23 protein-coding genes and 3 pseudogenes are annotated in these 26,347 nt (G+C 66.6%); 13 read left to right on the top strand and 13 right to left on the bottom strand.

What is annotated here, in order from left to right:
- The first annotated feature begins 28 nt into the window (after positions 1 to 28).
- The 3 genes from ACK1X7_RS11145 to ACK1X7_RS11135 all read left to right on the top strand — a co-directional run bounded on the left by ACK1X7_RS11145 (position 29) and on the right by ACK1X7_RS11135 (position 3,166).
- Positions 29 to 631 carry a TetR/AcrR family transcriptional regulator gene (locus ACK1X7_RS11145; RefSeq protein ID WP_208522654.1) on the top strand — a complete coding sequence of 201 codons (603 nt, stop codon included), beginning with the start codon at positions 29 to 31 and terminating at the stop codon, positions 629 to 631.
- Between the two features lie 437 nt (positions 632 to 1,068).
- Entirely contained in the window at positions 1,069 to 2,544 is a 1,476-nt protein-coding gene (locus ACK1X7_RS11140; RefSeq protein WP_385153042.1) for an NAD(P)/FAD-dependent oxidoreductase, read from the top strand.
- Between the two features lie 361 nt (positions 2,545 to 2,905).
- Positions 2,906 to 3,166: a hypothetical protein gene (locus tag ACK1X7_RS11135; protein WP_385153045.1), complete on the top strand. Its 261-nt coding sequence runs from the start codon at positions 2,906 to 2,908 to the stop codon at positions 3,164 to 3,166.
- An 80-nt stretch (positions 3,167 to 3,246) separates the two neighbouring features.
- Here ACK1X7_RS11135 and ACK1X7_RS11130 read toward each other — a convergent pair.
- A pseudogene (locus ACK1X7_RS11130) lies at positions 3,247 to 3,865 on the bottom strand (IS630 family transposase); the annotation flags it as partial.
- 261 nt (positions 3,866 to 4,126) lie between these two features.
- Between ACK1X7_RS11130 and ACK1X7_RS11125 the strand changes: the two are divergent.
- The 4 genes and pseudogenes from ACK1X7_RS11125 to ACK1X7_RS11110 all read left to right on the top strand — a co-directional run.
- The gene (locus ACK1X7_RS11125) at positions 4,127 to 4,468 is read left to right on the top strand and encodes a PadR family transcriptional regulator (protein ID WP_390795661.1); all 342 of its coding nucleotides are present in this window, start codon (positions 4,127 to 4,129) and stop codon (positions 4,466 to 4,468) included.
- Positions 4,465 to 5,421, top strand: coding sequence for a hypothetical protein (locus tag ACK1X7_RS11120; protein ID WP_385153051.1), 957 nt, complete (start codon positions 4,465 to 4,467; stop codon positions 5,419 to 5,421). The genes ACK1X7_RS11125 and ACK1X7_RS11120 overlap by 4 nt, the downstream gene beginning before the upstream one ends.
- Positions 5,422 to 5,515: 94 nt before the next feature.
- A complete protein-coding gene (locus tag ACK1X7_RS11115) occupies positions 5,516 to 6,439 on the top strand; it encodes a phosphatase PAP2 family protein (RefSeq protein ID WP_413115033.1) in 924 nt (307 codons plus the stop codon).
- A gap of 229 nt (positions 6,440 to 6,668) precedes the next feature.
- Positions 6,669 to 7,445, top strand: a pseudogene (locus tag ACK1X7_RS11110) (transposase); the annotation flags it as partial.
- 24 nt (positions 7,446 to 7,469) lie between these two features.
- On the opposite strand, the gene ACK1X7_RS11105 reads toward ACK1X7_RS11110, so the two are convergent.
- The 7 genes from ACK1X7_RS11105 to ACK1X7_RS11075 form a co-directional block, all read right to left on the bottom strand.
- Entirely contained in the window at positions 7,470 to 8,726 is a 1,257-nt protein-coding gene (locus ACK1X7_RS11105) for a PucR family transcriptional regulator (RefSeq protein ID WP_413115032.1), read from the bottom strand.
- Between the two features lie 575 nt (positions 8,727 to 9,301).
- A complete protein-coding gene (locus ACK1X7_RS11100; RefSeq protein ID WP_398161220.1) occupies positions 9,302 to 9,652 on the bottom strand; it encodes an acetyl-coenzyme A synthetase N-terminal domain-containing protein in 351 nt (116 codons plus the stop codon).
- A gap of 520 nt (positions 9,653 to 10,172) precedes the next feature.
- Positions 10,173 to 12,002 (bottom strand): AMP-dependent synthetase/ligase, encoded by a 1,830-nt coding sequence (locus tag ACK1X7_RS11095; protein ID WP_413115031.1) that lies wholly within the window; start codon positions 12,000 to 12,002, stop codon positions 10,173 to 10,175.
- A 46-nt stretch (positions 12,003 to 12,048) separates the two neighbouring features.
- The gene (locus tag ACK1X7_RS11090; RefSeq protein ID WP_385155039.1) at positions 12,049 to 12,549 is read right to left on the bottom strand and encodes a flavin reductase family protein; all 501 of its coding nucleotides are present in this window, start codon (positions 12,547 to 12,549) and stop codon (positions 12,049 to 12,051) included.
- Positions 12,542 to 13,321, bottom strand: coding sequence for an enoyl-CoA hydratase/isomerase family protein (locus tag ACK1X7_RS11085; RefSeq protein WP_385118722.1), 780 nt, complete (start codon positions 13,319 to 13,321; stop codon positions 12,542 to 12,544). Before ACK1X7_RS11085 ends, ACK1X7_RS11090 begins: the two co-directional genes overlap by 8 nt.
- A 12-nt stretch (positions 13,322 to 13,333) precedes the next feature.
- A complete protein-coding gene (locus tag ACK1X7_RS11080) occupies positions 13,334 to 14,152 on the bottom strand; it encodes an enoyl-CoA hydratase/isomerase family protein (RefSeq protein WP_413115030.1) in 819 nt (272 codons plus the stop codon).
- Entirely contained in the window at positions 14,149 to 15,330 is a 1,182-nt protein-coding gene (locus ACK1X7_RS11075; RefSeq protein WP_413115029.1) for an LLM class flavin-dependent oxidoreductase, read from the bottom strand. Before ACK1X7_RS11075 ends, ACK1X7_RS11080 begins: the two co-directional genes overlap by 4 nt.
- Positions 15,331 to 15,520: 190 nt before the next feature.
- On the opposite strand from ACK1X7_RS11075, the gene ACK1X7_RS11070 reads away from it, so the two are divergent.
- From ACK1X7_RS11070 to ACK1X7_RS48305, 3 genes and pseudogenes are all read left to right on the top strand, one after another.
- A complete protein-coding gene (locus ACK1X7_RS11070) occupies positions 15,521 to 16,288 on the top strand; it encodes a creatininase family protein (protein ID WP_385155031.1) in 768 nt (255 codons plus the stop codon).
- A gap of 68 nt (positions 16,289 to 16,356) precedes the next feature.
- A complete protein-coding gene (locus ACK1X7_RS11065; protein WP_385155028.1) occupies positions 16,357 to 16,905 on the top strand; it encodes a TetR/AcrR family transcriptional regulator in 549 nt (182 codons plus the stop codon).
- 24 nt (positions 16,906 to 16,929) lie between these two features.
- Positions 16,930 to 17,052: pseudogene (locus ACK1X7_RS48305) on the top strand (IS630 family transposase); the annotation flags it as partial.
- Positions 17,053 to 17,242: 190 nt separating this feature from the next.
- Here ACK1X7_RS48305 and ACK1X7_RS11060 read toward each other — a convergent pair.
- On the bottom strand, positions 17,243 to 17,374 hold the full coding sequence (locus ACK1X7_RS11060) for a hypothetical protein (RefSeq protein WP_386954247.1): 132 nt from the start codon (positions 17,372 to 17,374) through the stop codon (positions 17,243 to 17,245).
- A gap of 72 nt (positions 17,375 to 17,446) precedes the next feature.
- Between ACK1X7_RS11060 and ACK1X7_RS11055 the strand changes: the two genes are divergently transcribed.
- Both ACK1X7_RS11055 and ACK1X7_RS11050 read left to right on the top strand, forming a co-directional pair.
- Entirely contained in the window at positions 17,447 to 19,264 is a 1,818-nt protein-coding gene (locus tag ACK1X7_RS11055; protein ID WP_390795656.1) for an AMP-dependent synthetase/ligase, read from the top strand.
- A gap of 755 nt (positions 19,265 to 20,019) precedes the next feature.
- Positions 20,020 to 21,318 (top strand): MFS transporter, encoded by a 1,299-nt coding sequence (locus ACK1X7_RS11050; protein ID WP_385155019.1) that lies wholly within the window; start codon positions 20,020 to 20,022, stop codon positions 21,316 to 21,318.
- 93 nt (positions 21,319 to 21,411) lie between these two features.
- On the opposite strand, the gene ACK1X7_RS11045 is transcribed toward ACK1X7_RS11050, so the two are convergent.
- The 4 genes from ACK1X7_RS11045 to ACK1X7_RS11030 all read right to left on the bottom strand — a co-directional run bounded on the left by ACK1X7_RS11045 (position 21,412) and on the right by ACK1X7_RS11030 (position 24,791).
- On the bottom strand, positions 21,412 to 23,070 hold the full coding sequence (locus ACK1X7_RS11045; RefSeq protein ID WP_413115028.1) for a sodium:solute symporter family transporter: 1,659 nt from the start codon (positions 23,068 to 23,070) through the stop codon (positions 21,412 to 21,414).
- Between the two features lie 580 nt (positions 23,071 to 23,650).
- On the bottom strand, positions 23,651 to 24,016 hold the full coding sequence (locus ACK1X7_RS11040) for a VOC family protein (protein WP_055558311.1): 366 nt from the start codon (positions 24,014 to 24,016) through the stop codon (positions 23,651 to 23,653).
- Between the two features lie 111 nt (positions 24,017 to 24,127).
- The gene (locus ACK1X7_RS11035; protein ID WP_055558310.1) at positions 24,128 to 24,628 is read right to left on the bottom strand and encodes a flavin reductase family protein; all 501 of its coding nucleotides are present in this window, start codon (positions 24,626 to 24,628) and stop codon (positions 24,128 to 24,130) included.
- A complete protein-coding gene (locus ACK1X7_RS11030; protein ID WP_020867429.1) occupies positions 24,621 to 24,791 on the bottom strand; it encodes a hypothetical protein in 171 nt (56 codons plus the stop codon). The genes ACK1X7_RS11035 and ACK1X7_RS11030 overlap by 8 nt, the downstream gene beginning before the upstream one ends.
- A 318-nt stretch (positions 24,792 to 25,109) precedes the next feature.
- Between ACK1X7_RS11030 and ACK1X7_RS11025 the strand changes: the two genes are divergently transcribed.
- Positions 25,110 to 26,276 (top strand): LLM class flavin-dependent oxidoreductase, encoded by a 1,167-nt coding sequence (locus ACK1X7_RS11025; protein ID WP_413115027.1) that lies wholly within the window; start codon positions 25,110 to 25,112, stop codon positions 26,274 to 26,276.
- The last annotated feature ends 71 nt before the right edge of the window (positions 26,277 to 26,347 follow it).

Here is a 26,347-nt window from a genome sequence, read left to right as displayed (position 1 = left end):
CCAATCATTCTTTTCCAATGGATAAACTGTGGGAGTGATCCTGTCAACCTCGGAACGCAAGGGCAGCGCGCGCGAGCGACTCCTGGCACGACTTCTCGACGCCTTCGGCGAGGCCCTTCCCCCGCCGGAGATGTCGCTCCGTGAGATCGCCGCCCGGATCGAGACCAGCCACGCCCTGTTGCGATACCATTTCGGGTCACTCCCGGGCGTCTTGGCCGCCATGCTCAAGGCGCAGCGATCCCGTGACAACGAGGCACTTTTGGAGGCCGCCCAGCAGGGCACCTTCGACGATTTCGTTGTGGCGATCTGGCGTACTTACACCCGGCCAGAGCAGCTGTCGCGTGTCCGCGGCTTCTTCTACGTCGTCGGGCTGGCCGCGTACGGCCCCGAGGACTTCCGTGAGTTCGTAGAGTCGATCGGCGACCTGACCGTGATGCTGTCCTCACTCGCGGAACGCGAAGGGCTCGACGCGAAGGAAGCGCGGGATGTGGCCACCGTCACCGTTGCCGCGATTCGCGGCCTCCTCTTGCAGGAAGTCCTGACTCCCGGAACCCGCTCGGAGGACGCGGTCACCTTGATCCTGCGCATGAGAGAGGGCCGATCCGTTCCACGATCACGTCCGGAGCGCTGAGCAGGCCCTCGGCCCTTGCCGCCGCCTCACCTGGTCCTCGGACCCTGTCTGCGGACGCGCTGACAAGCAGCCTCGACCATTGGTTGCTTCACCTTTCCACGTGCTGACCGAATGTTCGGTTTGCACGAAGGGAGGGCTGCTCGTCATAGCTGCAGGGGGCAGTATGTGCGACGAGGACCGTGCTTCGCGACTGCTCGGAATTGACATGCTGGACGTGGGTAAGGCCAGCGCACGGCTGCACATGACCATGACGGCGAGCATGATCAACAGCCCTGGGATGGCGCACGGTGGCTACATCTTCCTGCCGGCAGAGTCGGTCTTCGCTCACGCCTGCAACAGCCACGGCCCCGTAGCTGTCGCGTCCGGAGCCGACCTCACCTTTGTGGCCCCGCCTATGACGGGGATGTCCTCACGGCGACCGCCGAGGAGCGCGCGACTTGGCTCTCGCGCGACAACTGTTGGGTACGACGACAGAAAGTGGCGACAACAGTCGCCGGAACATGGACTCTGACCTGCGTAATGTGCGGACAACGGGCGGAGCGGCGACCCTCCGCGCCGCCAGAGGAACCGTCTGGTCCGGCAACGAGAAGGTGGGTTGGAACATGGCTGAGAGCACAGACGTTGTCGTCGTCGGGGCCGGGGTAATCGGATCCTCTATCGCTCTCGAACTGGTGCGGAGCGGTCTGCGGGTCGTCGTGGTCGACAAGTTCGGCGGCGCAGGCAACGGCTCCACCAGCGCCTCGAGCGCCGTGGTCCGCTTCACCTATCCCACGATCGCGGGCGTCAATGCTGCTTGGGAGTCCCGTCACTGCTGGGAAGCATGGCGCGACCATCTCCAAGCACCCGCCCGTGAACCCCTCGCAGCGTTCAACCGCTGCGGCGTCACCATGCTGGACGTGGACTTCGCACCCTGCGGCATGTTCACGCGACACTTCGACAAGGTCGGTGTCCCGTACGAAAAATGGGGTGCACGAGAGCTGTCCAAGCGGTCGCCCGCCGTGGACACCGGCCGGTGCTTCCCGCCCCGCCCCGTGGATGACGACGAGTTCTTCGCCGACGCGTCCGCTCGGCTCGGTGCTCTCCACACACCCGACGGGGGCTTTATCGACGACCCGCAACTCGCCGCGCACAACCTTGCTACGGCGGCCCAGCGGCACGGAGCCGCCTTCCGGTGGAAGACCCCCGTCACCGCGGTGATGCGGCGCGGGGGACGCGTGCGCGGGGTGCGCCTCAAGGATGGAACCGAACTGTCCGCCGGGGTGGTCGTCAACGCGGCCGGCCCATGGTCGGGACAGCTGAACCGGCTCGCCGAAGTGGGCGGCGACTTCACCGTCGGTCTGCGGCCGCTGCGCCAGGAGGTGCACCACGTAGCGGCGCCCGCCGGCTACCACGACGCCGGCGGCGACGGGCACGCACCGGTGCTGGTCGATATGGACCTCGGCACGTATATACGGCCCGAGGGCAGGGAGTTCCTGCTCGTCGGCGGCACGGAACCCGAGTGCGACCCGCTGGAATGGCTCGACGATCCGGACGACGGGAGTCCCATTCCGACCGTGTCGCAGTTCAGGACGCAGGTGACGCGGGCGGCTCGCCGACTGCCCGGCCTGCGCGTTCCCAACAAGCCTCGTGGTGTGGCAGGCGTATACGACGTGACCGACGACTGGACCCCCGTATACGACCGAACCGAACTTGCCGGCTTCTACGTGGCCATAGGCACCAGCGGCAATCAGTTCAAGAACGCCCCTCTGGTAGGCCGCCTCATGACCACCCTGATCCACGGTGTCGAAGGCGGGCACGACCACGACCGGAGTGCGCTCACGCACACCTGCGAACACACCGGCCAAACCATCGACCTCGGTGCGTTCTCACGTCGACGTCGGCCGGCCCCATCCACGGGCACAGTCCTCGGCTGACGCTGGCCGCTGAGCCGAGTTCCCCGTCGAAGAGGATGGCCTCGTACCCGGCGGTCGACCACCTGTGCAAACCTGGCGAGCCGGAGCTGGGCAACCCCACGCACGGTGCGAAGCGCACATCAGCGTCACCAGCGACGTCTTCGACGAGCTAGCGGATCCTGCTCGCCGTTGCCGCCCCGAAAGCGTCAACAGCGGTTCTCTTCTCTGCTGGAGTCAACGACCGGTGTGGTGGGGGTGTCACCTGTCTCCCGGTCGTGGTCCGGGCCGCCGGGGGGCCGGTCAGGCGCGCTCGCGGCCATCCGGCAGCGCATCAGCCGCCTGACGGGCGAGAAAGCACACCCTGCTGAAGGAGCCCACCCGCATGGAGCACTACATCGTCTCGGCCGACCTGGTGCCGGGTAACCGATCAACGATGCTACGCATCATGGCGACTTTGCACAGCCGCAACGCCGACCTCCACGAGGTGAGCTTCCGGCGCAGGCCCGCAGGCACGTCCGTCTTCAGCGCCGTAGTATGCGCAGCTCCCGAGCGCCTTGACCATCTCGTTGCGGCACTGGGCAGGCTCGTGCACGTCACGGGGGTGACGGCACGGCGAACGCCGCAGGTTCTGCGGCAACCGTAGCAACGTTGCCTAGTGCCGCATCAGGCAACGTTCGCCCTGTTCACGACCTCGCGGAGGCGTTCGTCGGCGGCGTGCTTGTTTCACCAGATGAGGTAGCGACGGATCATGCTGCCCTGCTCAAGTTGTCGAGCACGATCGCGATGCGGATCTCGGGCGGGTAGAGGCTGCGCAGGTAACGGCAGAACTCCAGGAACCTGGTCCGCTTCTTCTTCGGCTTGACGCGGCCCCGTAGAGCTTGCCCTTGGCCAGGTCGTAGGCGGCGAACAGGTGCCGGACCCCGTGCGGGCGGGTGTAGGTCGCCCGCCGGCGGGGCCTCGGTTCCCGGGCGGGGTCCTTGTGGCGGCCGCCGCGTTCGGTCCACTGCCGCCCGGGGTGGGGCTGGAGGTTGAGCGGCCCGAACTCGTCCATGCAGAAGACGACTTCGGGCTCGCCTTCCTCGGGTACGACCTCACCGTCGGCGATCGCGTAGAGATGTTCGACCTGGGCCTTCTTGGCCGCGTAGTCGTGTGAGGTCTTCCAGGTCTTTATGCATTGAAATCAGACGCCTTCCTCGCGGAGCAGGGCCCGAAGGCCCTCGTGGCTGATGTCGTCGAACGCCCCCTCGGCTACCAGGAAACCGGCCAGCTTGGCCGGGCTCCAGGTCGAGCACGGCAGGCCGTGCTCGGCCGGCTTGGGCTTGGCGATCTTCTTGATCTCCCGGCCGGTCCGGGCGAACAGGGTCTGGTCCATGGAAGATTCAACGGAGGCGAGACGGGTCCGGCGGACACGGTGGGAAAGACATTCCGCTCGGCCCGGACCAGGTCGCGGTGAGCATCCGCCAACGCCGCGCGGGTGCGTCGAGGAGATCGCCGTCGCGCCCGCCGGCCGGGAGAGGGTGACGCTCGCCGCGGGCGTGGAGGTGCTGCCGCTGATCACCCAGGGCTGGCAGATATATTTCGTAGCTCGATATATGCTCGATGCATGACCAGACAGAATCCGCCCTTGACGGAATCGCAGTACTTCATCCTTGCTGCACTCATGGATGGTCCGTTGCACGGTTACGGCATCATCAAGGCTGCCGAGCAGGCCACCCACGGGCGGCTCCGGATCGCTGTCGGCACTCTCTACGGCGCGCTGGAGCGGATGGAGCGGGCCGGGCTGGTGGCCGCCGGCCATGAGGAGATCGTGGACGGGCGGGCGCGGCGCTACTACCGGCTCACCGAGGACGGCGCCGAGGCGCTCGGCCGGGAGGCGCTGCGGATGCAGCAGGCGGCGGCCGTCGTCATCGGACACTCGCGGGATGCCGGAGCGGCCCCGGCATGAATCGTCTGCTGCTTGCGGCCTATCCCGAGCCCTACCGTTCCCGGCAGGGAGAGGAGGTGCTGGCCTGCCTGTCCGAGGCGTATCCCGGCCGCTCCTGGCCCCCGCCGCGGGAAGTTGCCGCCCTGGTGTGCGCCGGGGTGCAGGCCCGCGCCCGTGCCGTCGTCGACGACACGGCCCGGCCGTGGTGGCTGGACGGCATCCATCTGGCCGCCCTGGCCCTCGCCGCGCTGGCGCTGGTTCCGTACTTGCAGGATGTGTGGCACTGGGCACTGCACATCGACCCCGGACAGCACGCCATCGCCTTCCACTTCTCCGGCTGGTACCCGTGGGCCGAAGGTCCCACGCGGATACGGCTGCTGCCCTACGGGCTGCTCCCGCTGGGCTGCCTGATCGCCCTGCTGCGCGGCAGACCGTGGATCGCGCTGCCGGCCGCGGCAGCCATGATCTGGGCCGGCGCCACGTCCCACGGCCGCACCCTCTTCGGCGACGAGGGCAAGGCGGGCCTGGGCTACTACGGTCTTGGCGCCCCGATAACGGCCCGTGACCTGGTGCTGTCGGGGGCACTGTGCGCCGCGTGCGCCGTGCTGGCGCTCTGCCGTCCCAGCCGTCTGCGACGCCGCTCGTACCGCTGGCTGGCCCCCGTCGTGCTCGCCATGTTCGTGGCCGGGGGCCTGCACATCATCTCCGTCAGTCCGGCTTTCCAGCGCGGTTTGTTCGTCCTCGAAGTCGCCGCGCTGATCGCCGCGTGGGTGGCGACGGCCGCCACCGGCGACCACCGGTGGCTGATCCCCGTCGCGGCGTTCGCGATCGTCCGCACGCAGGCGATCGTCGTCCGGCCGGACGCGTTCATGCAGTCCTTTCCGGACCTGGTCGTCCTCATCCTGCTGATCGCACCTCTCCCCGCCGTGGCGATCGCCGCCCAGCGCCGACAGGGGCAGGCACTCGCCGAATAGGAGCGGACCCCCGGTGGGCCGGCCGAGCCCGGCGGCCCACGTCGTGCCGGAAGACGTGCGTGACCGAACTCCCCCCAACGGAAGAAACAGAGCGATGACTCAGCACGATTCTCAGTCCCTGCCCGCGCACCGTCCGGGGGCCTCAAGCCAGGCCCCCGAGGCCCCCGACGACCCCAGCCCGTCGCGTACGACACGGCCGTGGATGCCGACTCTGCTGTACACCCTGGGGTTCCTGGCGGTCTACCTGCTCGCCATCTGCACCCCGTGGGGGCAACGAGCTGAGAACCCCTGGTTTTATCTCGGTAAACAGGGCGGCGAAGAAGCATGGATCTACCCCCTGTCAGGAGCGGCCTACGGCTCGACGCCCCTGCCGCCGATGGAATTGAGTGCCAAGCCCACGCTGATGGTGGGCCTGGCCGTCATCGTGGTCCTCACCCTGGTGCGGCGGTGCTGGCGGCAGGGGTGCGCGGCGCTCGGGGTCGTCATTCTCACGGCCGGAGGCAACGATGTGCTCAAATCGACCATCCTGCCCCGCCCCGATCTGGTGGGCGCGCCCGAGAATCTCCTTGATCAGGGTTTCCCCAGCGGGCACTCGGCCATCCCCGCCGCGCTGACCCTCGCCGCCGTCCTCGTGGTGTCCCCCCGCATCCGCCCCTACGTCGCCATGGCCGGTGTGCTGTGGCTCGCCTGCATCGCCGCCGCCAGCGCGACCATGGGCGGCCACCGGCCCAGCGAAGTGCTGGGAGCCACACTGTTGGCCTGTGCCTGTTACGGCCTCGCAACCTGGCTGCTGCCGCCGGCCGCCGTGCCAGGCGCCACGCGGAGCCCCCGTGCGCTGCCCGTCATCACCCTGACGCTGGCACTGGCCGTCGCCCTCGTTTCCGGCGCACGGGACGACACCCTCACAAGGTCACTGGTCTCCGCGGCGACGGGCTTCATATGCGCGGCCCTGGTCTGGTACGCCGCAGTCGGGTGGCCCGCACACACCGCACGCCGCACACGCCCCGCACTGGACTGACCACCCGGCCGGCTCCGGGCGGGAACCGGCATCCTGGCAAAGCGGCGGTCCGACGCCACCGCCCAGTCGTAGAAGCCGTCGACGCCCGAGCGGGGATGCGCTACCGCCCGGCGTGTCCTCCCGTAGTCCGGTCAACAGGCCGGTGTCGCCCGGCGCGGCAACCGGACGGCCAGAATGATCACGTGGCTGAACGAGTGCAGGTCCGGGAGATCGACGATGACGAGGGCCGGCGGACTTCCTGGTCGCAGAGGGGGTGATCGACGACATCAGCCACGAGGGCCTGCGCATCCTGCTCCGCGAGGAAGGCGTCTCCTTTCAACGCCTGAAGACCTGGAAGACCTCCCGCGACCCGGACTACGCGGCCAAGAAGGCCCGCGTCGAGCACCTCTACGCGATCGCCGACGGGGAGGTCCTGCCCGAGGAAGGCGAGCCCGAAGTCATCTTCTGCATGGACGAGTTCGGCCCGCTCAACCTCATGCCCCATCCCGGGAAGCAGTGGGCCGAGCGTGGCGGCAAGCACAAGGACCCCGGCCGTGAGCCGCGCCGCAGGCGGCGGGCGACCTACAACCGCTACGGCGGAGTACGGCACCTGTTCGCCGCCCTGGACCTGGCCAAGGACAAGCTCTACGGCCACATCAAACCGGTCAAGCGGCGGACGCAGTTCCTGGAGTTCCGCCGCTACCTGCGCACCCTCTACCCGGACAAGGCCCGTATCGCGATCGTCTGCGACAACTTCTCCCCGCACCTGACCATGAAGAAGTGCCAGCGGGTCGGCACCTGGGCCGCGGCGAACAACGTCGAGATCGCCTACACCCCGACGAACTCCTCCTGGCTCAACCGCATCGAGGCCCAGTTCACCGCCCTGCGCTACTTCACCCTCGACGGCACCGACCACGCCACCCACAAAGAGCAGGGCAGCATGATCCGCCGCTACATCATCTGGCGAAACCGCCATGCCGAGGACCGGCACCTGCGCGCCGTCCTCGACAGGGCGAACGTTGCCTGATGCGGCACTGGCTGCTGCCCGTGCTCAGAACACCACGTCCGGCGCTTTCATCGATGTCGGCAAGCGGGGGTGCAAATCTCCTATCTTCAGGCCGATATGCGCGGCCAGTCGGTCATCGCCGACGTCCAGTTGCAGTCCAGTGAGCTGCTCAACGCGGTGCAGCCGTTTGTAGAGTGTGGAGCGGTGGATATGTAGGGCGGTGGCGGCATGCTGAGCATCGCCGGCGTGATCGAGATACACCCGCAGGGTTTCAACCAGCCCACGGTGCGCGGGGTTTGAAAGCAGGGAGCGCAGCCCCGGGTGGATGCCCTCGGCAAGCTCGTCGGGGGTGAGCTTGCCCAATAGCGCGTACACGCCCAGCTGTGTATGAGCCACCACTTGACCCAGGGTGCCCGTGATGCGGGCGACCTCGGCAGCGCGGCGGGCCTCCTCGTAGGAAGAGTGGGCCTCCGTGAGGCGTGGGCGTGGCCCGCCTACGCCTACCCAGCACAGGGCGGCCCGGCCCAGGCCGAGTTCTGCGACCAGCTTTTCGCGCAGCACCTCGGCAAGCTCGGCGGCATTGCGCTCGATGACCTGGGAACGTGCCCCAGGCCAGATCGTCAGCAGAAGCGCGTGATCCGGACGCGTCAGGGCCAATCCGCGCGAGGGGGGAAGCCGTCGTCGACAGCGGTCGACGGCGAGCTCCAGGGCCAGACGGCGTTCTTCAGCCAGAGGCTCGCCCTCTTCGCGCGCCACCATGGCTACCAGGACGGTGACCGGGCCGGCCACGGCGTGTTCCTCCTCGACGAGCGCGGCACCCGCCTCCGTCCGGAGTGCCTGGTCCGGGGCGATCAGGTCGCGGACTAGCTCCCTAACGTGGCTGCGAGTCACTTCGACGCCAAGGTGGCCGCGGTGCAGGACCAGGGCGGCTTGCGTAGCCGCCTCGCGCAGCAACTCGACGGCCCGGTCGCCGATAGGGCCATCGGAGCCGATCAGCCATACGTAGCCGAGCAGGGCATCGTCGTAGCGGATCGGCATGCCGACCCGTTCCATCGTGATGCCGATCTGGGGGCACGGCGGAAGAGTGAAGACATCGGAAGCCTGGGCAGCGCCCTGCTCGCAGACGTGCGCGACCAGCGCGGCCGACACACCACGGTGCATGACCGATTCGATCCGGGCGTCGTCCACGTCGCCAGTGTGCGCGTTGTACGCGAGCAGCTTGAGTCGCGTGTCGTCGATGGCGATCGACCGACCAAGGCGGGCACCGAACGCGTCGACAAGTCGCTGCAGCTCCGAAACCATCTCGGCACTGTATAGGGGGCATGAACTTTCCACAGATCGACATACGGCGCCAGCCATCCATCAGGGACGCGACATACGAAGCGGGGCATCAGGACCGCGTGTTCCTAAAGTCTTGAACGACAGCCCGCCGATCGGTGGAGGCGGGCCCCTGTGGGTGCCGGATTTATGTCACCTGGGCTGACCTGCTGATTCGGATCTGCCAGACCTCAGGAGCAACGAGCCGTTCTGAGGGAGCATGCCGGTCGTGGTGATACGCCTCATCTACCTGCTCGCCTGCCAAGCCTTCCGATGGCTTGCCCTACTCGCCCGTTCGGATGCCTCGAAGGACACAGAGATCTTGATGCTCCGGCATCAACTGGCCATCGCACGCCGTGCCCAGCCACGGCCCCGCTTCTCCTGGAGCGACAGGGCCGTCATGGCGGCACTGCTCCCACTCGTCAGCGCAAAGCGGCGATCACAACTGGCCTTGCTCCAGGTCAGCCGACGATGGCCTCCATCGATGCCGTGACGAAGCGACCGTGTGCCCCGGCGGCGGTCCACCACCGACCCAGGTGCTGCCGACGGGGAACGCTCACTCAGGGCGCAGCACGGGCCGCAGCGCGTCCAGCACCGACGGGTCCTCGATCGTCGACGGCACCGGTTCGTCGCGCCCGTCGGCGATCCCGCGCCTCGTAGCGCCGGACCGCACCCGTCACCGGGGAATCGTAGATCAGCGCGGTCCGGTCGCCGTGGCCGTTCTCGACATGCCGGTCCAACGCGTTGTACGAGGTGTTGAGTTCACCGTCGGGAAACCACCGCACAAGCGGCGCACGGGAGTCGTCCAGCGCCCGGGTCGGCGTCCGGGTCCAGTCGATCGCCGCCGCGTCCAGCCAGAACCCTTCGACCTCCTCCAGGCTGCGGTGGTAAGTCTCGTCGTACGCGCCCATCAGCGCCCCTTGCGTCACTCGGCCTTGCAAAACTGTGAGCAGTGTGGCCCATCGACCGGACGGCGGCCAGCCCCGCCAGTGTGGTGCCCTTCACCTGGACACCAGAGGTCATCGGCGTGGCGTGGCGAGTGCACAGGTGAACCACACGCGCTTCCCCCGGCCGTGTCGACCGTTCACCGGCGACCAGCCCCAGGAGTGCGTGCAGGCGGCGACCAACGAGAGCCCGCGGCCGTTTTCGCGCTCGTTCGGCGGCTCGCAGGAAGTCGGCGGCCTTGCCCGGCAGGCCTGCCAACTCCGAGCGGTTGACCGTTTCCCGCGACATGCCGCAGGGCACAGGGGTGGCGGACAACAACATCTGACGGCCACGGCAGGCACGGGATAGGGCGACGTGATCGTTGATCAACACGTAGAGTGCCACCAGAAGGGTGTTCAGTTCTTCGTTCACACGTCAACCTTGAACGCCCTCCTCCCACGCCTGCGGACCGACCTCAGTTCACGCGATCTTCACGCGATCAACCGCCTAGTTCGACCTTGAGCGCACGTGGTTCGCGATCGCCGCGTCGTCGTTCGCGCCGTACATGTCGTCGATCAACGTGGCGAACGAGCTCACGACGGCATTGCGCTTGATCTTGCCGTTCGCGGTCCGTTCGCCGCGCTCGACTTCCAGGGACCGCGGCAGAACGCGAAAGTCCTTCAACTGCTCCACCCGCGCGAGGTCCGCGTTGACCCGAGCGACCTCCGCCCGCAGGCGTTCGGCCAGCACCTCTGCCGACCGGGCGGCTGCGGTTGTGCTCGGCTCGAGCAGGACGGTGAGGTACTTACGGGAGTCGCCGACGATGATCGCTTCGTTGATCAGTGAGCTCTCCTTCAATCGGGTTTCGATGGGCTGAGGATTGATCGTTTTGCCGCCTCGGGTGATGATCACGTCCTTCTTCCGGCCGATGAGCCGGATGTCGCCGCGGGGTGTGCGCTCTATCAGGTCACCGGTGCGGAACCAGCCATCCTGGTAAGCAGCCTCGGTCTCCGCCGGGTTGCGCCAGTATCCGTCGAAGAGCAACGGCGCGCGGAGCAGCATTTCGCCATCGTCCGCGACTTTCACCTGGAACCGTGGGTCCGGGAATTCCCTGCCGATGGAGCCCGGACGGGGGAACGGATGGTTGAAATGAGCTATCGGACACCCGGCGGTCTCGGTGAGACCGTAGTTCTCGCGAAGATCGAGCCCCCAGATCTGCCAAATCGCGATGACGCTTTCGGGCATCGCGGCAGACGCGGTGTAGGCAACCCGGATGCGATCCATTCCGACGGTTGCCCGCAGTGGCAAGAACACCCAACGAAGTGCGGCAGCGTACGCGATCCGCAGCGGTACCGAGGGCCGGCGGTGGGACCAACGGCGTTCGGCTACTCTGCGGCCGACCCACATGGCGGCGCCATAGGCGTAGCGACGAAGTCGCGGCCAGACCTCCGTCTGTGCGATCAGTTCGCTGGCGATCTTCTCGTAGAACCGCGGCGGCCAGAGCACTGCTGTCGGCCGCACCGAGCGCAACACGTCTTCGTAGTCACCAATGGGGCAGTATGTGACCACCAGCCGTGAGAGCAGTGGCGCGAACACCGACACCAACGCCGGCGCCACATGGGCCAACGGCAGGAAGCCCACGGCATCGTGCTCGTGGCGGAGGAGCTGCGGGTAGAGGCCGACGAAGGTCTGAACCGCGTGCTGAAGCGTGCGGTGCGAGTGGGTGACGCCTTTCGGAGCTCCCGTGGATCCCGACGTGTAGAACAGCACGGCGGCATCGTCGAGGGAGCCGCCGTCGACCAGCTCGGACAGAGGATCGGCGCTGTCGTCGGCGTACTGTGTTCCTTCTTCGCACAGCGCTTCCCACGGTGTCCCTCTGATCACCTCGGGTAGCTCCGGCGGAGTGGCGTCGATTCCGACCACGAGCCGCAGCTTCGGCGTGTGTGCGGCGACCTTCGCCACCTTGCTGAGCTCCGTCGTCGTCTCGCCGATGAAGGCGACGGCCTCGCTGTGTACGAGGAGTTGCTCGATCTCGGCAGGTGAGTTGGTCGGATAGACGCCGATCACGACGCCGCCGACACTCTGCACGGCCAGCGCGGCGAACACCCACTCCGGGCGTGCGCTGCTCATCACCGCGACGCGATCGCCGTGCCGCACACCTCGCGCGACAAGGCCGAGCGCGAGATCTTGCACGCGATCCCGGTACGTCCGCCACGTGATCGTCTGCATCACCCCGTCACGCCAGTAGCGCAGCGCGAGGGCGTCGGGTTCCTTGTTCGCGCGATCGAGCAGCAGCCCCGGTAGCGTCCGGGTTGGCTCGAAACTGGTCAGATCCATGACACGGCCTCTCTTCCAGAGCCGACAATCCCGGGCCCGATGAGATTCATGCGGCACTCTCCCCGAGATGCAGGAAGCCACCTCGGTACCACGTCACCGGCTTGCCGCTACCTGTCCGCGCGTCGTGTACACGGCCGATGAGGATGACGTGATCTCCGCCGGGTGCGACGTTCTCCAGTTCACAATGGATGACTGCCGCCGCATCGGGCAGTAGCGGGTGACCGCTTTCGTCGAATTCGAAGGCTCCGTTCGCGAACTTGTTTTCACCCTTTGTCGCGAACTTGATCGCCAACTCGGCGTGCCCGGGAGTCACGATGTTGACGATGAACCGCTCGGCCGCAGTGAAGACGGGGGAGCAGTCCGCTCCTCGGTCCAGGCACACCAGGACGAGCGGTGGATCGAGCGACAGCGCGGCGAAGGAACTCGCGGTGAACCCGTGCAGCGTGCCTGACGCGCTTCGCGTCGTCACGATCGTCACGCCTGAGGGGAAGCGGGCCAACGCCGAACGGAAGGCGTCCGGGTCCAGCCCTTGAAATCGATCAACCATGAAATCCCTCGCGGGCGGCTCGGGCGGCAGGGTCGTCGAAGACCGTGCGCGCGTCGGCGACCGTGACGCGGAGCTGCTCTTCGACCGGCCAACGGGAAGTTCCTGAGTGCAGGGCCCGTTTCAGCGCCGCGAACACGGCAGGTGGTTTCGCCGCTGCCGCCCGCGCGTCCGCCATCGCGATCGCGAGCAGGTCGCCCTGCTCGACCACCTGGTCGACGATGCCCATCCGCTCCGCGTCGAACGCGTCGACGGGCTCTCCGCCCAGCAGGAGGCGCCGGGCCGCGCGGTCGCCCAGGACCCCGCGCACCCGAGTGATCCCCTTCACGGCCGGCAGCATCCCGTGGTTGATCTCGGGGAAGACGAAACGCGCCTCAGTCGACGCGTACACCGTGTCGGCGAACAGGGCCATTTCGATGCCGCCACCGACGCACCAGCCGTTGACCGCACACACCAGCGGCCGGGGAAAGTCCTCCAGAGCGCAGAGCAGCGCGTGAAACGACGCCATCCGTTCGACCATCGAATCGGCGCCGAAGCCGATGGCTTCCTTGATGTCGCCACCCGCGCAGAAGAAGCGCTCACCAGCTCCCGTCAAGACCACTGCGGGGGTGCCGGGGCCGCTGGCAAGGGTTTCCAGCGTCGTTGTCAGCTCGCTGACGAGCGAGTTGCTGAGCGCGTTCGCCGGCGGGTGGTTCAGAGTGAGTACAACCACGCCGTCCACTTCGTCGGACGCGTGCACAGCGCTGGGCGCTGTGTTGTGCGAGGCAATGCTCATGCTCGCCTTCCCTCAGTTCGCCGGTCCGCCGGCGGTGCGAGCGGAGGGGAAGTCCACGGGGCGCTTCTCCCGGAAAGCCTGGCGTGCTTCGGCGTAGTCGGCACCGGCGAAGTCGAGGATCTCGAGTGCCGCGGACAGCTCGTGCTGAGGCACCGCGTTGGTGAGCCAGGAGTTGAGCGCACGCTTGGTGAAACGGAGCGCCTGCTGGGAACCGCGGGCCAGATGGGACGCGACCTCGAGCGCGCGGGGCAGCACCTGCTCGCGGGGAACGGACAGGCTCACGAGCCCGATCCGCTCGGCCTCGGCGCCCGTCAGCTTCTCGGAGGTGAGCACGTAGTACTTGGTCTTGGCCATGCCGACAAGCAACGGCCAGATGAGCGCGGCGTGGTCGCCGGCGGTCACGCCGACCTTGGTATGGCCTTCGATCAGCACCGCGTCGTCCGCGGCGATGCTGATGTCGGCGAGAAGCGCGGTCGACAGCCCGTAGCCGACCGCGGGGCCGTTGATCGCGGAGATGATCGGCTTCTCGATGCGCAACATCGTCGCGACCCGCTTGCGTTCGGTCTCCAGCATCGCGAGCGCGTCCTGGGGCGTGGGATCGGGCTGAGCGACGTCCATCCCGGTACAGAAGGCCTTGCCGGCCCCGGTGATGACGACGACCCGGGTCTGGTCGTCGCGCTCGACGTCGGCCCAGATCCGGTTCATCTCCTCGAACATCGGCAGGGTGAGCGAGTTGTACCGGTGGGGTCGATTGATCGTGATCTGGAGGATGCCATTGTCGTGGCGTTCGGTGAGGATGTCGCCGGTGCCGTGGTTGTAGAGGTCGGTCATCGGCTGGTCTCCTTGTGGTGTGTGGGGTTGTGCTGGGAGTGGAACTGGTGAAGTGCTTCTTGGTGGGCGGGGCGTGCGGCTCGGATGTCGGCGAGTACGTCGTCGGCGGGGCGGACGACGTTGCGGGGGTTTTTGAAGTGGGGGATGACGTACTTGCCGAAGAGTTCGATCGAGCGCAGTAGCTGGTGGTGGGGGAGGCTGTCGACGCGTAGGACGAGTGCGTCGACGCCCATGTCGGCGTATCGCTGTACGTGTTCGATGCAGTGGTCCGGGTCGCCGACCATGAAGCCTTGGGAGCGTTCGAACATGTACTCCTCGTCGTTGAAGTCGATGTCTTTGACGGCGCCCATGTAGGCGTAGTCCTGTGAGAGCTTGGACAGCCGTTCGTAGGCGTCGGTGGAGAGTTTGGCCATGTCGAAGAGGGGTTTGGCCTCGGTGCGGGCCTGTGCTGTTGTCTCGGCGCAGTGCATGCCGCCTGAGATCGCGACCATCTTGCGTGGTGTGATCGGGTAGGGGTGGTCGGTGGCGGCGAGTGTCTTGTCGTAGAGCTTCACCATGTTCTCGACGAGGTCGAATCCGAGGTAGAGGCCGCCCATGATGGCGCCGATGCCCATGGTGGCCGCGGTTTCGACCGAGCTGGGGCTGCCGGCGGCGGCCGAGATGGGCGGGTAGGGCGTTTGGAGGGGCTTGGGGACCAGGCTGCGCGGCGGAACCTTGTAGTGCTCGCCCACGTACGAGAATACGTCGTTGAGGAACGCGCTCCGGATCAGCTCGATGCCCTCACGCCACTGAGCCTTGTTCTCGGAAGGGTCCACCTCAAACGCGCGCAGGGCGAGGGTGGTGTTGCCGCGTCCGGTGCCGAGTTCGACGCGGCCGTTGGAGAGGATGTCCTCGGTCGCGACGCGCTCGGCCACGCGCAGTGCGTGGTTCATCCGTGTCGGCAGCAGTGTCACCAGGTGGATGAAGCGGATCCGGCTGGTGAGAGCCATCAGGTACGGGTAGAGCACCTCCGGAGCCGAGACCGAGGCCGTCCCGAGGGCGACGTGCTGCTCGGAACTGCCGAAGGCGTCGAAGCCGACGCGCTCGGCGAGCAGTACCTCCTCGACCAGTTCCCGGTAGCGGTGCTCATGTGTGAGCCCGACCGGGGTGTCCCCCTCGGTCATGAGGATGAAGTCCATACCGACCCTTCCGTCGAATGTTATTCGCCGATAACGTAGGACCTAGCCCAGCCCAGGTCAAGGCCCCAGAAAGAGCAACAGGCGTTAGTTTCAATTAACGTGCGCGGGCTTGGGCTGCGGGCCGTCCGTCGAGTAGTGACGCATCCGCGAGGTACTGGCCGAGCAGGCACAGAAGGAGGAGTGACCACACGTGAGCGAGTTGCGGATTGAGCGTTTGACCTCGCCCGACATCGCGAGCGCCATCGCGAGCGGTATGCGTACGGCGGTCTTGCCGCTGGGCGCCACGGAGCAGCATGGCGCGCACCTGCCGATGTCGGTCGACAGTGATCACGCCGATCGACTAGGTGTTCTTGTCGCCGAGCGGCTTGGCGACGCGCTCGTGCTACCGACGGTGCGGATCGGCTGCTCGTCGCACCACCTCGGCTTCGCCGGAACGCTCTCGGTGCAGGCCGAGACGCTCGAGGCGATCTGCGCCGACTGCTGCGCGAGCCTTGCTGCGCACGGCTTCCGCCGGGTGCTGATCTTCTCGGCGCATATCGGCAACTACCCGGTGCTCAGTGACATCGAGCCGAAGCTCGCCGCGCGGCTTCCCTCCGACCTGGATGTCATCGCGTTCGCAGACTCGGCAGCGGTCCTCCGCGCGTGGCGCGATGCTGCTCAACGCGTCGCCGGCCTCGCGGACCACGTCGGGGGCCATGCCGACGTCGCCGAAAGTTCGATCATGCTAGCCGTGCGGCCGGACGCCGTGCGGAACGATCGCGCCGCCGCGGGTTTCACCGGGTCCATGGATGACGCGTTGCTGGCCCGCGTATTCACTGACGGTGTCAAGGCAGTCGCACCCAGCGGGGTGCTCGGTGATCCGCGCGGCATGTCGTCTGAGCTGGGCTTCGCCTGTCTGTCCGCGGTGGCCGACCTGCTCGCGGAACACGCAATGGCACGTTATCGGCCGCTCACCTAGACTAGACTTTACATGTGTCGAGCTCACCTACCCCCCGTACCGCGTCTCCCCGCGCCACCCGTCGGCAGGTGCTGATCAAGGTCGCCGGAGAGTTGTTCAACGAGCGTGCCTTCGATGCGGTCACCACTGAGATGATCGGCGCGCGTGCCGGCGTGACCGGCCCCGCGCTCTACCGGCACTTCCCGAGCAAGCAGGCGTTGTTGATCGCCGTGCTCGAGGATCCGCTGAACGAGCTGCTGGCTCATGCCCGGAAGACGGCAGCCGAGGTGACGGATCCACGCAAGGCACTCGAGGAGATGATCGATTACCACGTCAAACGCAGTCTCCAGAACGTTCCGTCCACGCTGGTGTTCCTGAAGAACGAACACAACGTCCCCGAGGACGAACGCCATCGTATGCGACGCATGATGCGCCTCTACGCCGAAGAGTGGAGCGGACTGGTCACCCGGCTGCGGCCCGACCTGTCAGACGCGCAGACCCGCGTTCTCACCCACGCCGTCTTCTCGATGATCAACGCGCTACCCCAGTTCAACAGCGGCCTTGATCCCGACATCGTCGCGACGACCATCCGCACCGCCGCGATCAACGCGCTGCTCATCCCCGCGGACGCGATCTGACAAGAAAAGCGGTCTTCAAGGGCGCGGCTCGTAGCCGCTGACCTGATCCAGGCCGGGGCTGGTGCCCGGGAGGTGACCCGGCGCTTCGGGGTGACCCGGATGTCGGCGAACCGCTGGCGGCGAGCGTTGGCTCCGCGTCGTCGGCGGCGGTCCAGGGTGGACCGCGTGCCGGTGCAGGGAGAAGTTGTCCAGGACCGCGAACAGCATCTCCCCAAGCCAACGCTCGCGCAGTGTCGTGGGTGAGGTGATGTCCTTGACCGCCTAGGCCTGGGCAGACTCGGCCGGATGTCGAAGGATCCGGTGTGCTGCGGAGGGCGATCGAGCCGTACTCTTCTTGTCAGATCGCGTCCGCGGGGATGAGCAGCGCGTTGATCGCGGCGGTGCGGATGGTCGTCGCGACGATGTCGGGATCAAGGCCGCTGTTGAACTCTGCGAGCCGATGACGTGGTACCGCGGTGATTTCCTCCACCTCGGGCAGGGTGTTACATGGATGACATCACCTGGCTCGTCAGCTCTCGTGGATCTGCGGAGAGGCCGTGTGATGGATCTGATGAATTTTGAACCGATCCGGACGCATCCGCAGCTCTTGCTTGATCGTGCGCGCTCTGAGCCCAACATCGTTGCGCTGCGCCACTGGCGCGATGGGGTTGTGCACGCGATCACGTGGCGGACGTACCGAGATCGAGTACGCGAGATCGCGCTCGGCCTTGTCGAGCACGGTGTGCAGCACGGCGATCACGTCGCGGTGATGAGCAGCGCACGCCCGGAATGGGCCTTCGTCGCACTGGCCGTGCAGAGTGTCGGCGGCGTGGTGGTCGGCGTCTACCCCACCAACTCGCCCGCCGAGATCGAGCAGATCCTGGCGCACAGCGAGGCAGTGGCCTTTATGGGCGAGACAACCACGGAGCTCAACAAGGTGGCGAAGATCGCAGCCCGCGCACCGAAGCTGCGGCTCGTCGTCGGCATGGACACCGCCCCGCCGGCGCTACCTGAGGCAATCACCGGGACAACGTGGGAGGAGCTGCGCACAGAAGGAGCGCGGCATCCAAGCGCCGTATCCGACTGTCTGGTCGAGATGGTCGCTGCCACGACACTCGACGACCCCGCCGTTGTCTTCTACACGTCGGGCTCCACAGGAGCTCCGAAAGGCGTCACGCACTCGCACCGTACGCTTCAGCACTCGGTCCAGACCGTCGTCGGCCTCTATCCGGAACTCGACAGCCGTGAGCACGACATCGTCGGCTTCCTGCCGCTGGCCCACGTGGCGCCGGCGCTGCTGCTGATCTTCACTCCGCTGCTCTCACGTCTCGTGGTGACGTACTGCCGCATCGAGGACTACGAGGACGCGTTGCGCACCGTGCGACCGACGGCACTGCTGTGGCCCCCGCGCTTCTACGAGAAGGTCGCCGGCGAGCTGATCGCACGAACGCAGGCTTGGCCCCGGGTGCGCCGGTACGCCTACAAAGGCGCGATGTGGGTCGGTCGCCGAATGGCCGAGCGCCGTTGGTCCAGTGGTCAGCCCTCGGTATTGCTGCGGATCGCATACACCACTGCGCTTCACCGCGTCTTCCTGCCGTTGCGGGCAAGCGTCGGATTGGACCGCCTTCGCGTCGCTTTCACCGCCTCTGCCGCGACGCCCGAGAACGTCATTGCGCTGTGGCAGATCTGGGGGCTGGATCTACGCGAAAGCTACGGCCTCACCGAAACAGCTGGCTGCCCCGTCGCTCATTTCGACCAGACGTTTCCTCGCCCGGGATATATTGGTCGCGAATTCCCGGACCCACGCTTCGAGGTCGAGGTCGCGCATGATGGTGAGATGCTGGTCCGCGCACCACTGCTGTTCCGCGGATACTTGCGCAACCCGGAAGAGACTGATGCCGTTCTGCAGGACGGTTGGCTCCGTACCGGCGACCTGATTGAGCGTACCGCGCACGGTGAGATCCGCCTCATCGGCCGAAAGAAGGACCTGATCATCACCAGCGGCGGCAAAACGATCAATCCGCAGCCGATCGAAACCCGGCTGAAGGAGAGCTCGCTGATCAGCGAAGCGATCGTCGTGGGCGACGCGCGCAAGTGCCTCACCGTGCTGCTCGAGCCGAGCGCGCAGGCCAAGGCGCTGACTACGACGGCGCTGTCCGAACGCCTGCGAGCTGAGCTCGGGCGAGTCAACACGGACCTCGCGCGCGCGCAACAGCTGAAGGACTTCCGCGTGCTGCCTCGGCCCCTCGAGGCCGAACGCGGCGAGCGGACCGCGAACGGCAAGGTCAAGCGGAACGCGGTAGTGAGTTCATTCGCCACGTTGATCGATGAAATGTACGGCGGGAATGACGACACAGTGATCGCGAACCACCTACGGTAGCGGTCGCATTAGCGAAGAACCTTGATGGGTTGGCCATGGCCCCTACGTCTGCCGACGCGTGTACAGCAATGGGTGGACTCATGCAGCTCCCGACCTGACACGGCAACAGATCCAAGCAGCGCGAGTCGGCGCCGCGACGCAGACTCGGTGAGCGCGCCAAAGACACGACGACCACAGATCATCTCGGGCTTCTGTCCTGGGCCGAGCAGCTCGGTTCCCCGGACCGCCCTGCGGCTTGAGTCGTTCGGCAATGCTGACCTAATTCCATTCCTGCGCGCCACTCCCGGACCATGTCGCTTCTGCATCCATGCTTGTGGAATTTGAATTAGTCCAGTCGTATCAGTGCATTGCGCGTCTGTGTACGACGGGTCAGAGTCAGCACATGCGAAGTGCATCGAGTGTGTGCGTACGCAGTTCTTGCTGACCCACGAGGTATGGCATGCGATCGGCGGCGCTCCATCAATGCGCCCCATCATCCGATGGTCATCCCGCAGTCGTCGAATCAGCAGTCACCGACGAGGGAGCCCTGACGACTGCGCGGCTCGAACCCAGAGAGATGGGGGCTTCAGCCCCCTGAGGCAGCACCGGGCACCGGCAACTATCGACCTCGCCACAGTGCCTCGGAGCCTGACCCGACGGAAGGGTCCAGTCAGGACCCACCCCCTGATCGCGCCGAGCAACGTGACGGAGCCGACCTCGCGCGGCGAGGGCGGCCGAACGGCGCATCTCCCATCCTGGTGTGACAAGGAGAGCCAATGACGACGGCACAACATTCCGAAAAGACGATCAGCTTGAGGTCCGCCCGGCGTGCATCGCTGGCGGGCGGCGTCGGGACACTGATCGAGTACTACGACTTCAGTGTCTATGGGTTTCTGACGCTCACCATCGGACCGTTGTTCTTCCCCAGCGACAATCCGACGGTCTCAACCCTGTCCGCGCTCGCGGTGTTCGCGTCGTCCTACCTCATCCGTCCGCTCGGTGGCTGGTTCTTCAGTCGCCTCGGCGACCGCCGCGGCCGCCGGACAGCCCTCGTCGCGACGATCGTGATGATGGGCGTGGCGTGCGGCGTGATGGGCCTGCTGCCCACCTACGGACAGATTGGAGTCGCCGGGACGATCGCAATCATCGTTGTGCGACTCGCCCAAGGGTTCGCTGCCGGTGGTGAGATCGGTGGCGCTGCCACCTACATCGCCGAGCTGGCGCCGCCCGGCAAGCGGGGCTTCTACGGATCGACGGTTTCCATGGGGTCTACTCTCGGGTTCGCCGTGGCCGCTGGCGTCGTAGGGCTGGTCCGGCTGCTGGTTCCGGCCGACCAGATGGCAACGTGGGGCTGGCGGATTCCGTTCCTCCTCTCGCTGGTCCTCACTGTGGTGTGTCTGCAGGCTCGGCTGCGGGTCGAGGAGTCGCCTCAATTCCAAGAGCTGAAGGAGAAGGCCGCGATCGTACGCAGCCCGATGCTGGCCGCTCTGCGTAGCCACCCGCTGTCGGTTGCCCGTGTGGCGGGCCTGGCTATCGCGTTCAACGGCACCGGCTACTTCGGCGTTGCCTACTTCGCCATCTTCCTGCAGGAGGAAGGATTCTCCGCCACAGGCGTCGCCTGGACCTCAGCGTTGTGCATCGCCCTGGCCACCTTCACCTACCCATGGGCGGGCAAGTTGACGGATCGCTACGACCGCAAGCCCATCCTGCTGGCGTCCTACATCATCTTCGCCGTCATCGCCTGGCCGGTCTTCGCACTCCTCATCGCGGCAACCAACCTCTGGGCCGTCGGGGCCGTCTATCTGGTCTTCATGTTCTTCACCGGGTGGGCGCAGGTGCCTACGTGGCCGTTGGCCACCGAGCTGTTTCCGGCAAGCGTGCGCTACTCAGGTATCGCGATCGGCTACAACCTGGGCGTGATCATCGGCGGCATCACGCCACTCGTCGCCGCTGCCCTCGTGGCCGGTACCGGAAGCAGAACCAGTCCCGTCTACTGGATCCTCGCCGTAACGCTCATCGGAGTGATCACCGTCGCGCGACTGCCGAAGACCGCGTCGAAGCCGCTACCCGCCTAAGCGGACGGCCAGATCCACGATCTCCTGCACCCGCGCGGAAGCCGCCCGGGTGCAGGAGATCGTCGAGCCTGCGGATACCACGACCGCGGCGAATCAGCCCGCATGCCGACCGCGTGCTGTCCGCGGGCGGGCTGTGCTCCTCCGCCCGACGTCCTTTCCCGTCGTACGCACCGCACCGGCGACCGGTTGAGAACTCTCTGGTGAGGTGAGGCTGCCGATCCACCCGAGGAAGAGTGCCGCCGGCACGGACACCATGCCCGCGTTGTAGTACGGATACCAGTTGAGACTCAACTCCGGCCATAGTGAGTTCTCGGTACCGGTGACGACGGGTGAGGAGGCCGTGAGCACGAGGGACAGCAGCAGTCCCCCGTAGACGGACCAGAGAAGCCCCCGGCGATTGAACTTGGGCCAGAAGAAAGTGTAGGTCAGCGCCGGGAACACACTCGAGGCGGCAACGCAGAGAGCGAGGATGACCAGGGACTCGACCGGGTACCGGCTGATGGCTGTGGACAGCGACAGGCTCACGGCGACCAGGACGACGAGGGTCAGACGCAGTACTCGCGCTTCTCCGGTTCGGGTGCGCGGGCCCTTGCCCTGAGGGAACACATCACGCGCGAAGGTGACAGCGGCAGCGAAGGCCACACTTGACACGGTCGTGAGCGCGGTGAGGAAGGCCACGGACGCCATGGCCGTGATGAGTGCGACGCGCGCCACTGAGCCGTGCGGGAGTACTTCCGAAGCCAGCAGAATCGGGGACCCCTGCCCAACGTCGTCAACCGCTCGGATGACGTCGCCTCCCACCACGGCCGCGGCCGCGAAGCCCGCCGCGCTCAGGAGGACGACAAAGGCTGCACCCAGTCCCGAGGCAATGCTCATGGACCGGCGTGCCGAGCGCCCGGTGCGGGAGGCGCTCACCCGCAGGATCAGGTTCGGTAGCACGGCCGTACCGAGGATGACGACGATGTGTTCGCCGATCGCGTTGAGCGATCCGAGGTTCGCGATGCGCGGCCAGAGTCCGGGGCTCAGATATCCGCTCGGCGACACGCTCTTCTCCGCCGCCGCGGAGAGCAGATACCCCGGGTTCCACTCGAATCTGCTGAGGGCCAGCAGCGTGATCAGCGAAAGCGTGATCAGGGTGACGACCACCTTGACGACCTGCATGAAACTGGTGCCTCGCAGATCTGCCACGACGGCGAAGAAGCCGACGAGAAGCCCCATCAGCACCGTGCAGACCACTTGGGTTCCATGGTTCGACCGGCCGATCAGGAGGGCCACGCTGATGCCGGTGGCCCGCAGTTGGACCATGAGAAGGGGAATGGCGATCGCGAGTGTCACCAGAGCCGCGGCAGTCCGCGACGCGCGCCCCGCGGCACGCACGGAGAAGAGGTCACCGAGCGTATAAAGCCCGCTGTCGCGTATTTTTTGCGCAAGGAGCAGCAGTACACCGAGGGCGAGCATGAGGTCGATGGCGATGCTGAATCCGTCGTAGCCGTACAGAGCGATGAACCCGGACATCACCAGCAGGGTGACGACCGTGATCTGCTCGCCCGCCATGGCGAATCCGTTGAAGACCGGAGAGAGTGACCGATCCGCGAGGTAGAGCCTCTCCGGCTCGTGTTCCTGACTCGAGGCAAGCGTGAAAAGCCACAGCAGAGACAGCCCGATGAAGACCAGGAAGGCGACGATCACGGGGCCTCTGGCGTCTGAACCGATCGGGTCGAGTACACCTGCTCCCACGATGTGCACGGTCACCGCTTCACCGCCAGGGATCATCGAAGGGGGGCGCACCCGGCGCCTCGGCCTGGGGTACGCCGGAGGTCCGGGGCCGCTCGACGGGATCGCAGGCTGTGCATCGCGTCTCGTACACCCACACGGTGGCGACGAAGAGGCCGCATTGCAGGATGCCCCAGACGAGGCCGAGGGTGATGTGCCCGTACACATGAACTGCGGGAAGGGCGGTCAGCAAGGACAGCGCGATGCCGACGGCAAAAGGGACGGCGTTGGCGGCGACGAACGCACGCCGGGCACGACGCGTGGTTCCGCGGAGACCTTCACCGTGTCGCGGTCGGAGGGTGTCGAGCGATGGGTCCGGTGCCGGTGGGTGATCCGGTGAGGGCGAGGAGAAGGCGGGGCGCACGGAATCCTTCCGGGCTTCGAGGGCGGGTGACTCGGCCGACGCGTTTTGGTGCCTCGGACACGCGGCTTGTTCCGGCGCGCGAAAGGCTGAGGATCTGGCCGACGGCCGGGAGGGACACGAACAGGAATCTCATGGGCATCAGACGGCGTCTCGGTCCGGGACACGGCGGAGGCCGACCCGCTACCGGACTGACCGCTACCGCGGCCCGTAGATCACTACGGTGTTGCCCCATGGGTCCCGGGCCACGGCCCGGACCTCGTGCGGGCCCTGCTCGGCCTCCCGGACCACGGATCCGCCGCCTTGTACGAGGGCGGTGAGCGCCGAGGCCACGTCGGGGACCTTGAACGATGCCGCGGGCACCCCACCGGTGACGTCCTCGGCCGGGCCGGTCAGGGCCAACGTGGTGCTGCCGGCGTCGAGGGCGGCGTAGCGGTCGCCATCGACGAACTTCGTCGCCAGGCCAAAGGTGTCGGCGTAGAAGCGCACGGCGGCGTCGATGTCGGCCACCGGGTGCAGCACGTTTCCGATCTTCACGAGGTCGACCTCCACGGAATCACTCACCGGACGGCCCCGCAGTACGGCCCGAGCGGAGGGTTCCACCACACCGCGCGCCGCGCGTGGATGAACCACTCGTGCGATCCACCGGAGCTGACGAGCCGGGTCCGATGTCAGTCATGTGACGCTCTGCCCGAGGTGGAGGAAATCACCGCGGTACCACATCACCGGATTGCCGCTGCCAGCGCGCGCGTCGTGCACACGACCGATGAGAATGACGTGATCTCCGCCGGGGATGGCTTGCTCCAGCTCGCAGCGGATGACCGCCGCGGCGTCGGGCAGTATCGGGTGCCCGCCCTCGTCGTACTCGAAGCTTCCGTGTGCGAACTTGTCCTCGCCCTTCGTGGCGAACCTCATGGCCAACTTCGCATGCGCGGGCGTCACGATGTTCACGACGAACCGCTCAGCCGCTATAAAAGCTGGGAAGCAGTCCGCTCCTTGGTCCAGGCACACCAGAACAAGTGGTGGATCGAGCGACAGCGACGCGAAGGAACTCGCGGTGAACCCATGCGGGGTGCCCCCGGCACTTCGGGTCGTCACGATCGTCACGCCGGCAGGGAATTGGGCCAACGCCGAACGGAAGGCAGCGGCGTCCAGCCCCTGGACTTGATCAGCCATTCCACACCTCGCGGACAGCTCGGACTGCGGGGTCGTGGTAGCCGCCGAAGGCATCCACGTCGACGTGCGCCGCGAGTGGCGCCTCCTCGACCGGCCCTCGGTAACGGTGCTCACGTGCGAGCCCGGTCGGGATGTCCCCCTCAGTCATGACGATGACGTCCATGTCGATCCTCCCTCGAATGTTATTGACGAATAACATATGGCGTGGCTTGGGCGCGGTCAAGTCCCCGGATGGAGAGGTGAATTCGTTAGTGCGCAGTAACGAAGCGGGAGTCGCGTCAGTCCGCGGCCGCCTGTGCGACCCTGTGTGGCTGTCGGTCGCGATGTGACCGGGGCGGCTCTGGTCGCGGCCCCTCCCGTGCGCGCCCGGTCAACCTCTGTTGTTATCACAAAGTAACGCCCGTCGCTCTTCCTGGGGCCTTGACCTGGGCTGAGCCACGTCCTACGTTATCGCTCACTAACATTCGACGGAAGGGTCGGTATGGACTTCATCCTCATGACCGAGGGGGACACCCCGGTCGGGCTCACGCATGAGCACCGCTACCGGGAACTGGTCGAGGAGGTTCTGCTCGCGGAGCGCGTCGGCTTCGACGCCTTCGGCAGTTCCGAGCAGCACGTCGCCCTCGGGACGGCCTCGGTCTCGGCTCCGGAGGTGCTCTACCCGTACCTGATGGCTCTCACCAGCCGGATCCGCTTCATCCACCTGGTGACACTGCTGCCGACACGGATGAACCACGCACTGCGCGTGGCCGAGCGCGTCGCGACCGAGGACATCCTCTCCAACGGCCGCGTCGAACTCGGCACCGGACGCGGCAACACCACCCTCGCCCTGCGCGCGTTTGAGGTGGACCCTTCCGAGAACAAGGCTCAGTGGCGTGAGGGCATCGAGCTGATCCGGAGCGCGTTCCTCAACGACGTATTCTCGTACGTGGGCGAGCACTACAAGGTTCCGCCGCGCAGCCTGGTCCCCAAGCCCCTCCAAACGCCCTACCCGCCCATCTCGGCCGCCGCCGGCAGCCCCAGCTCGGTCGAAACCGCGGCCACCATGGGCATCGGCGCCATCATGGGCGGCCTCTACCTCGGATTCGACCTCGTCGAGAACATGGTCAAGCTCTACGACGACACTCTCGCCGCCACCAACCACCCCTACCCGATCACGCCGCGCAAGATGGTCGCGGTCGCCGGTGGTATGCACTGCGCCGAGACCACCGCCCAGGCCCGCCTCGAGGCGAAGCCCCTGTTCGAGATGGCCAAGCTGTCCACCGACGCATATGAGCGCCTGTCGAAGCTGTCGAAGGACTACGCCTACATGGGCGCTGTCAAGGACATCGACTTCAACGACGAAGAGTACATGTTCGAACGCTCCCAGGGCTTCATGGTCGGCGACCCCGAGCACTGCATCGAACACGTACAGCGCTACGCGGACATGGGCGTCGACGCACTCGTCCTGCGTGTCGACAGCCTCCCCCACGACCAGCTGATGCGCTCGATCGAACTCTTCGGCAAGTACGTCATCCCCCGCTTCAAGCACCCCCGCAACGTCGTGCGCTCGGCCGACGACGTACTCGCCGAGATCCGAGCCGCCCGCCCCGCCCACGAAGAAGCACTCCGCCAGTTCCAGTCCCAGCACACCCCCACCCACCACTAAGGAGACCAACCGATGACCAACCTCTACCACCACGGAACCGGCGACACCCTCACCGAACGCCACCCCAACGG

Origin of the sequence: Streptomyces sp. CY-1 (assembly GCF_047218265.1) — a bacterium.
GTDB classification, from domain to species: domain Bacteria; phylum Actinomycetota; class Actinomycetes; order Streptomycetales; family Streptomycetaceae; genus Streptomyces; species Streptomyces niphimycinicus.
This window is presented reverse-complemented; position numbering and strand designations above follow the sequence as displayed.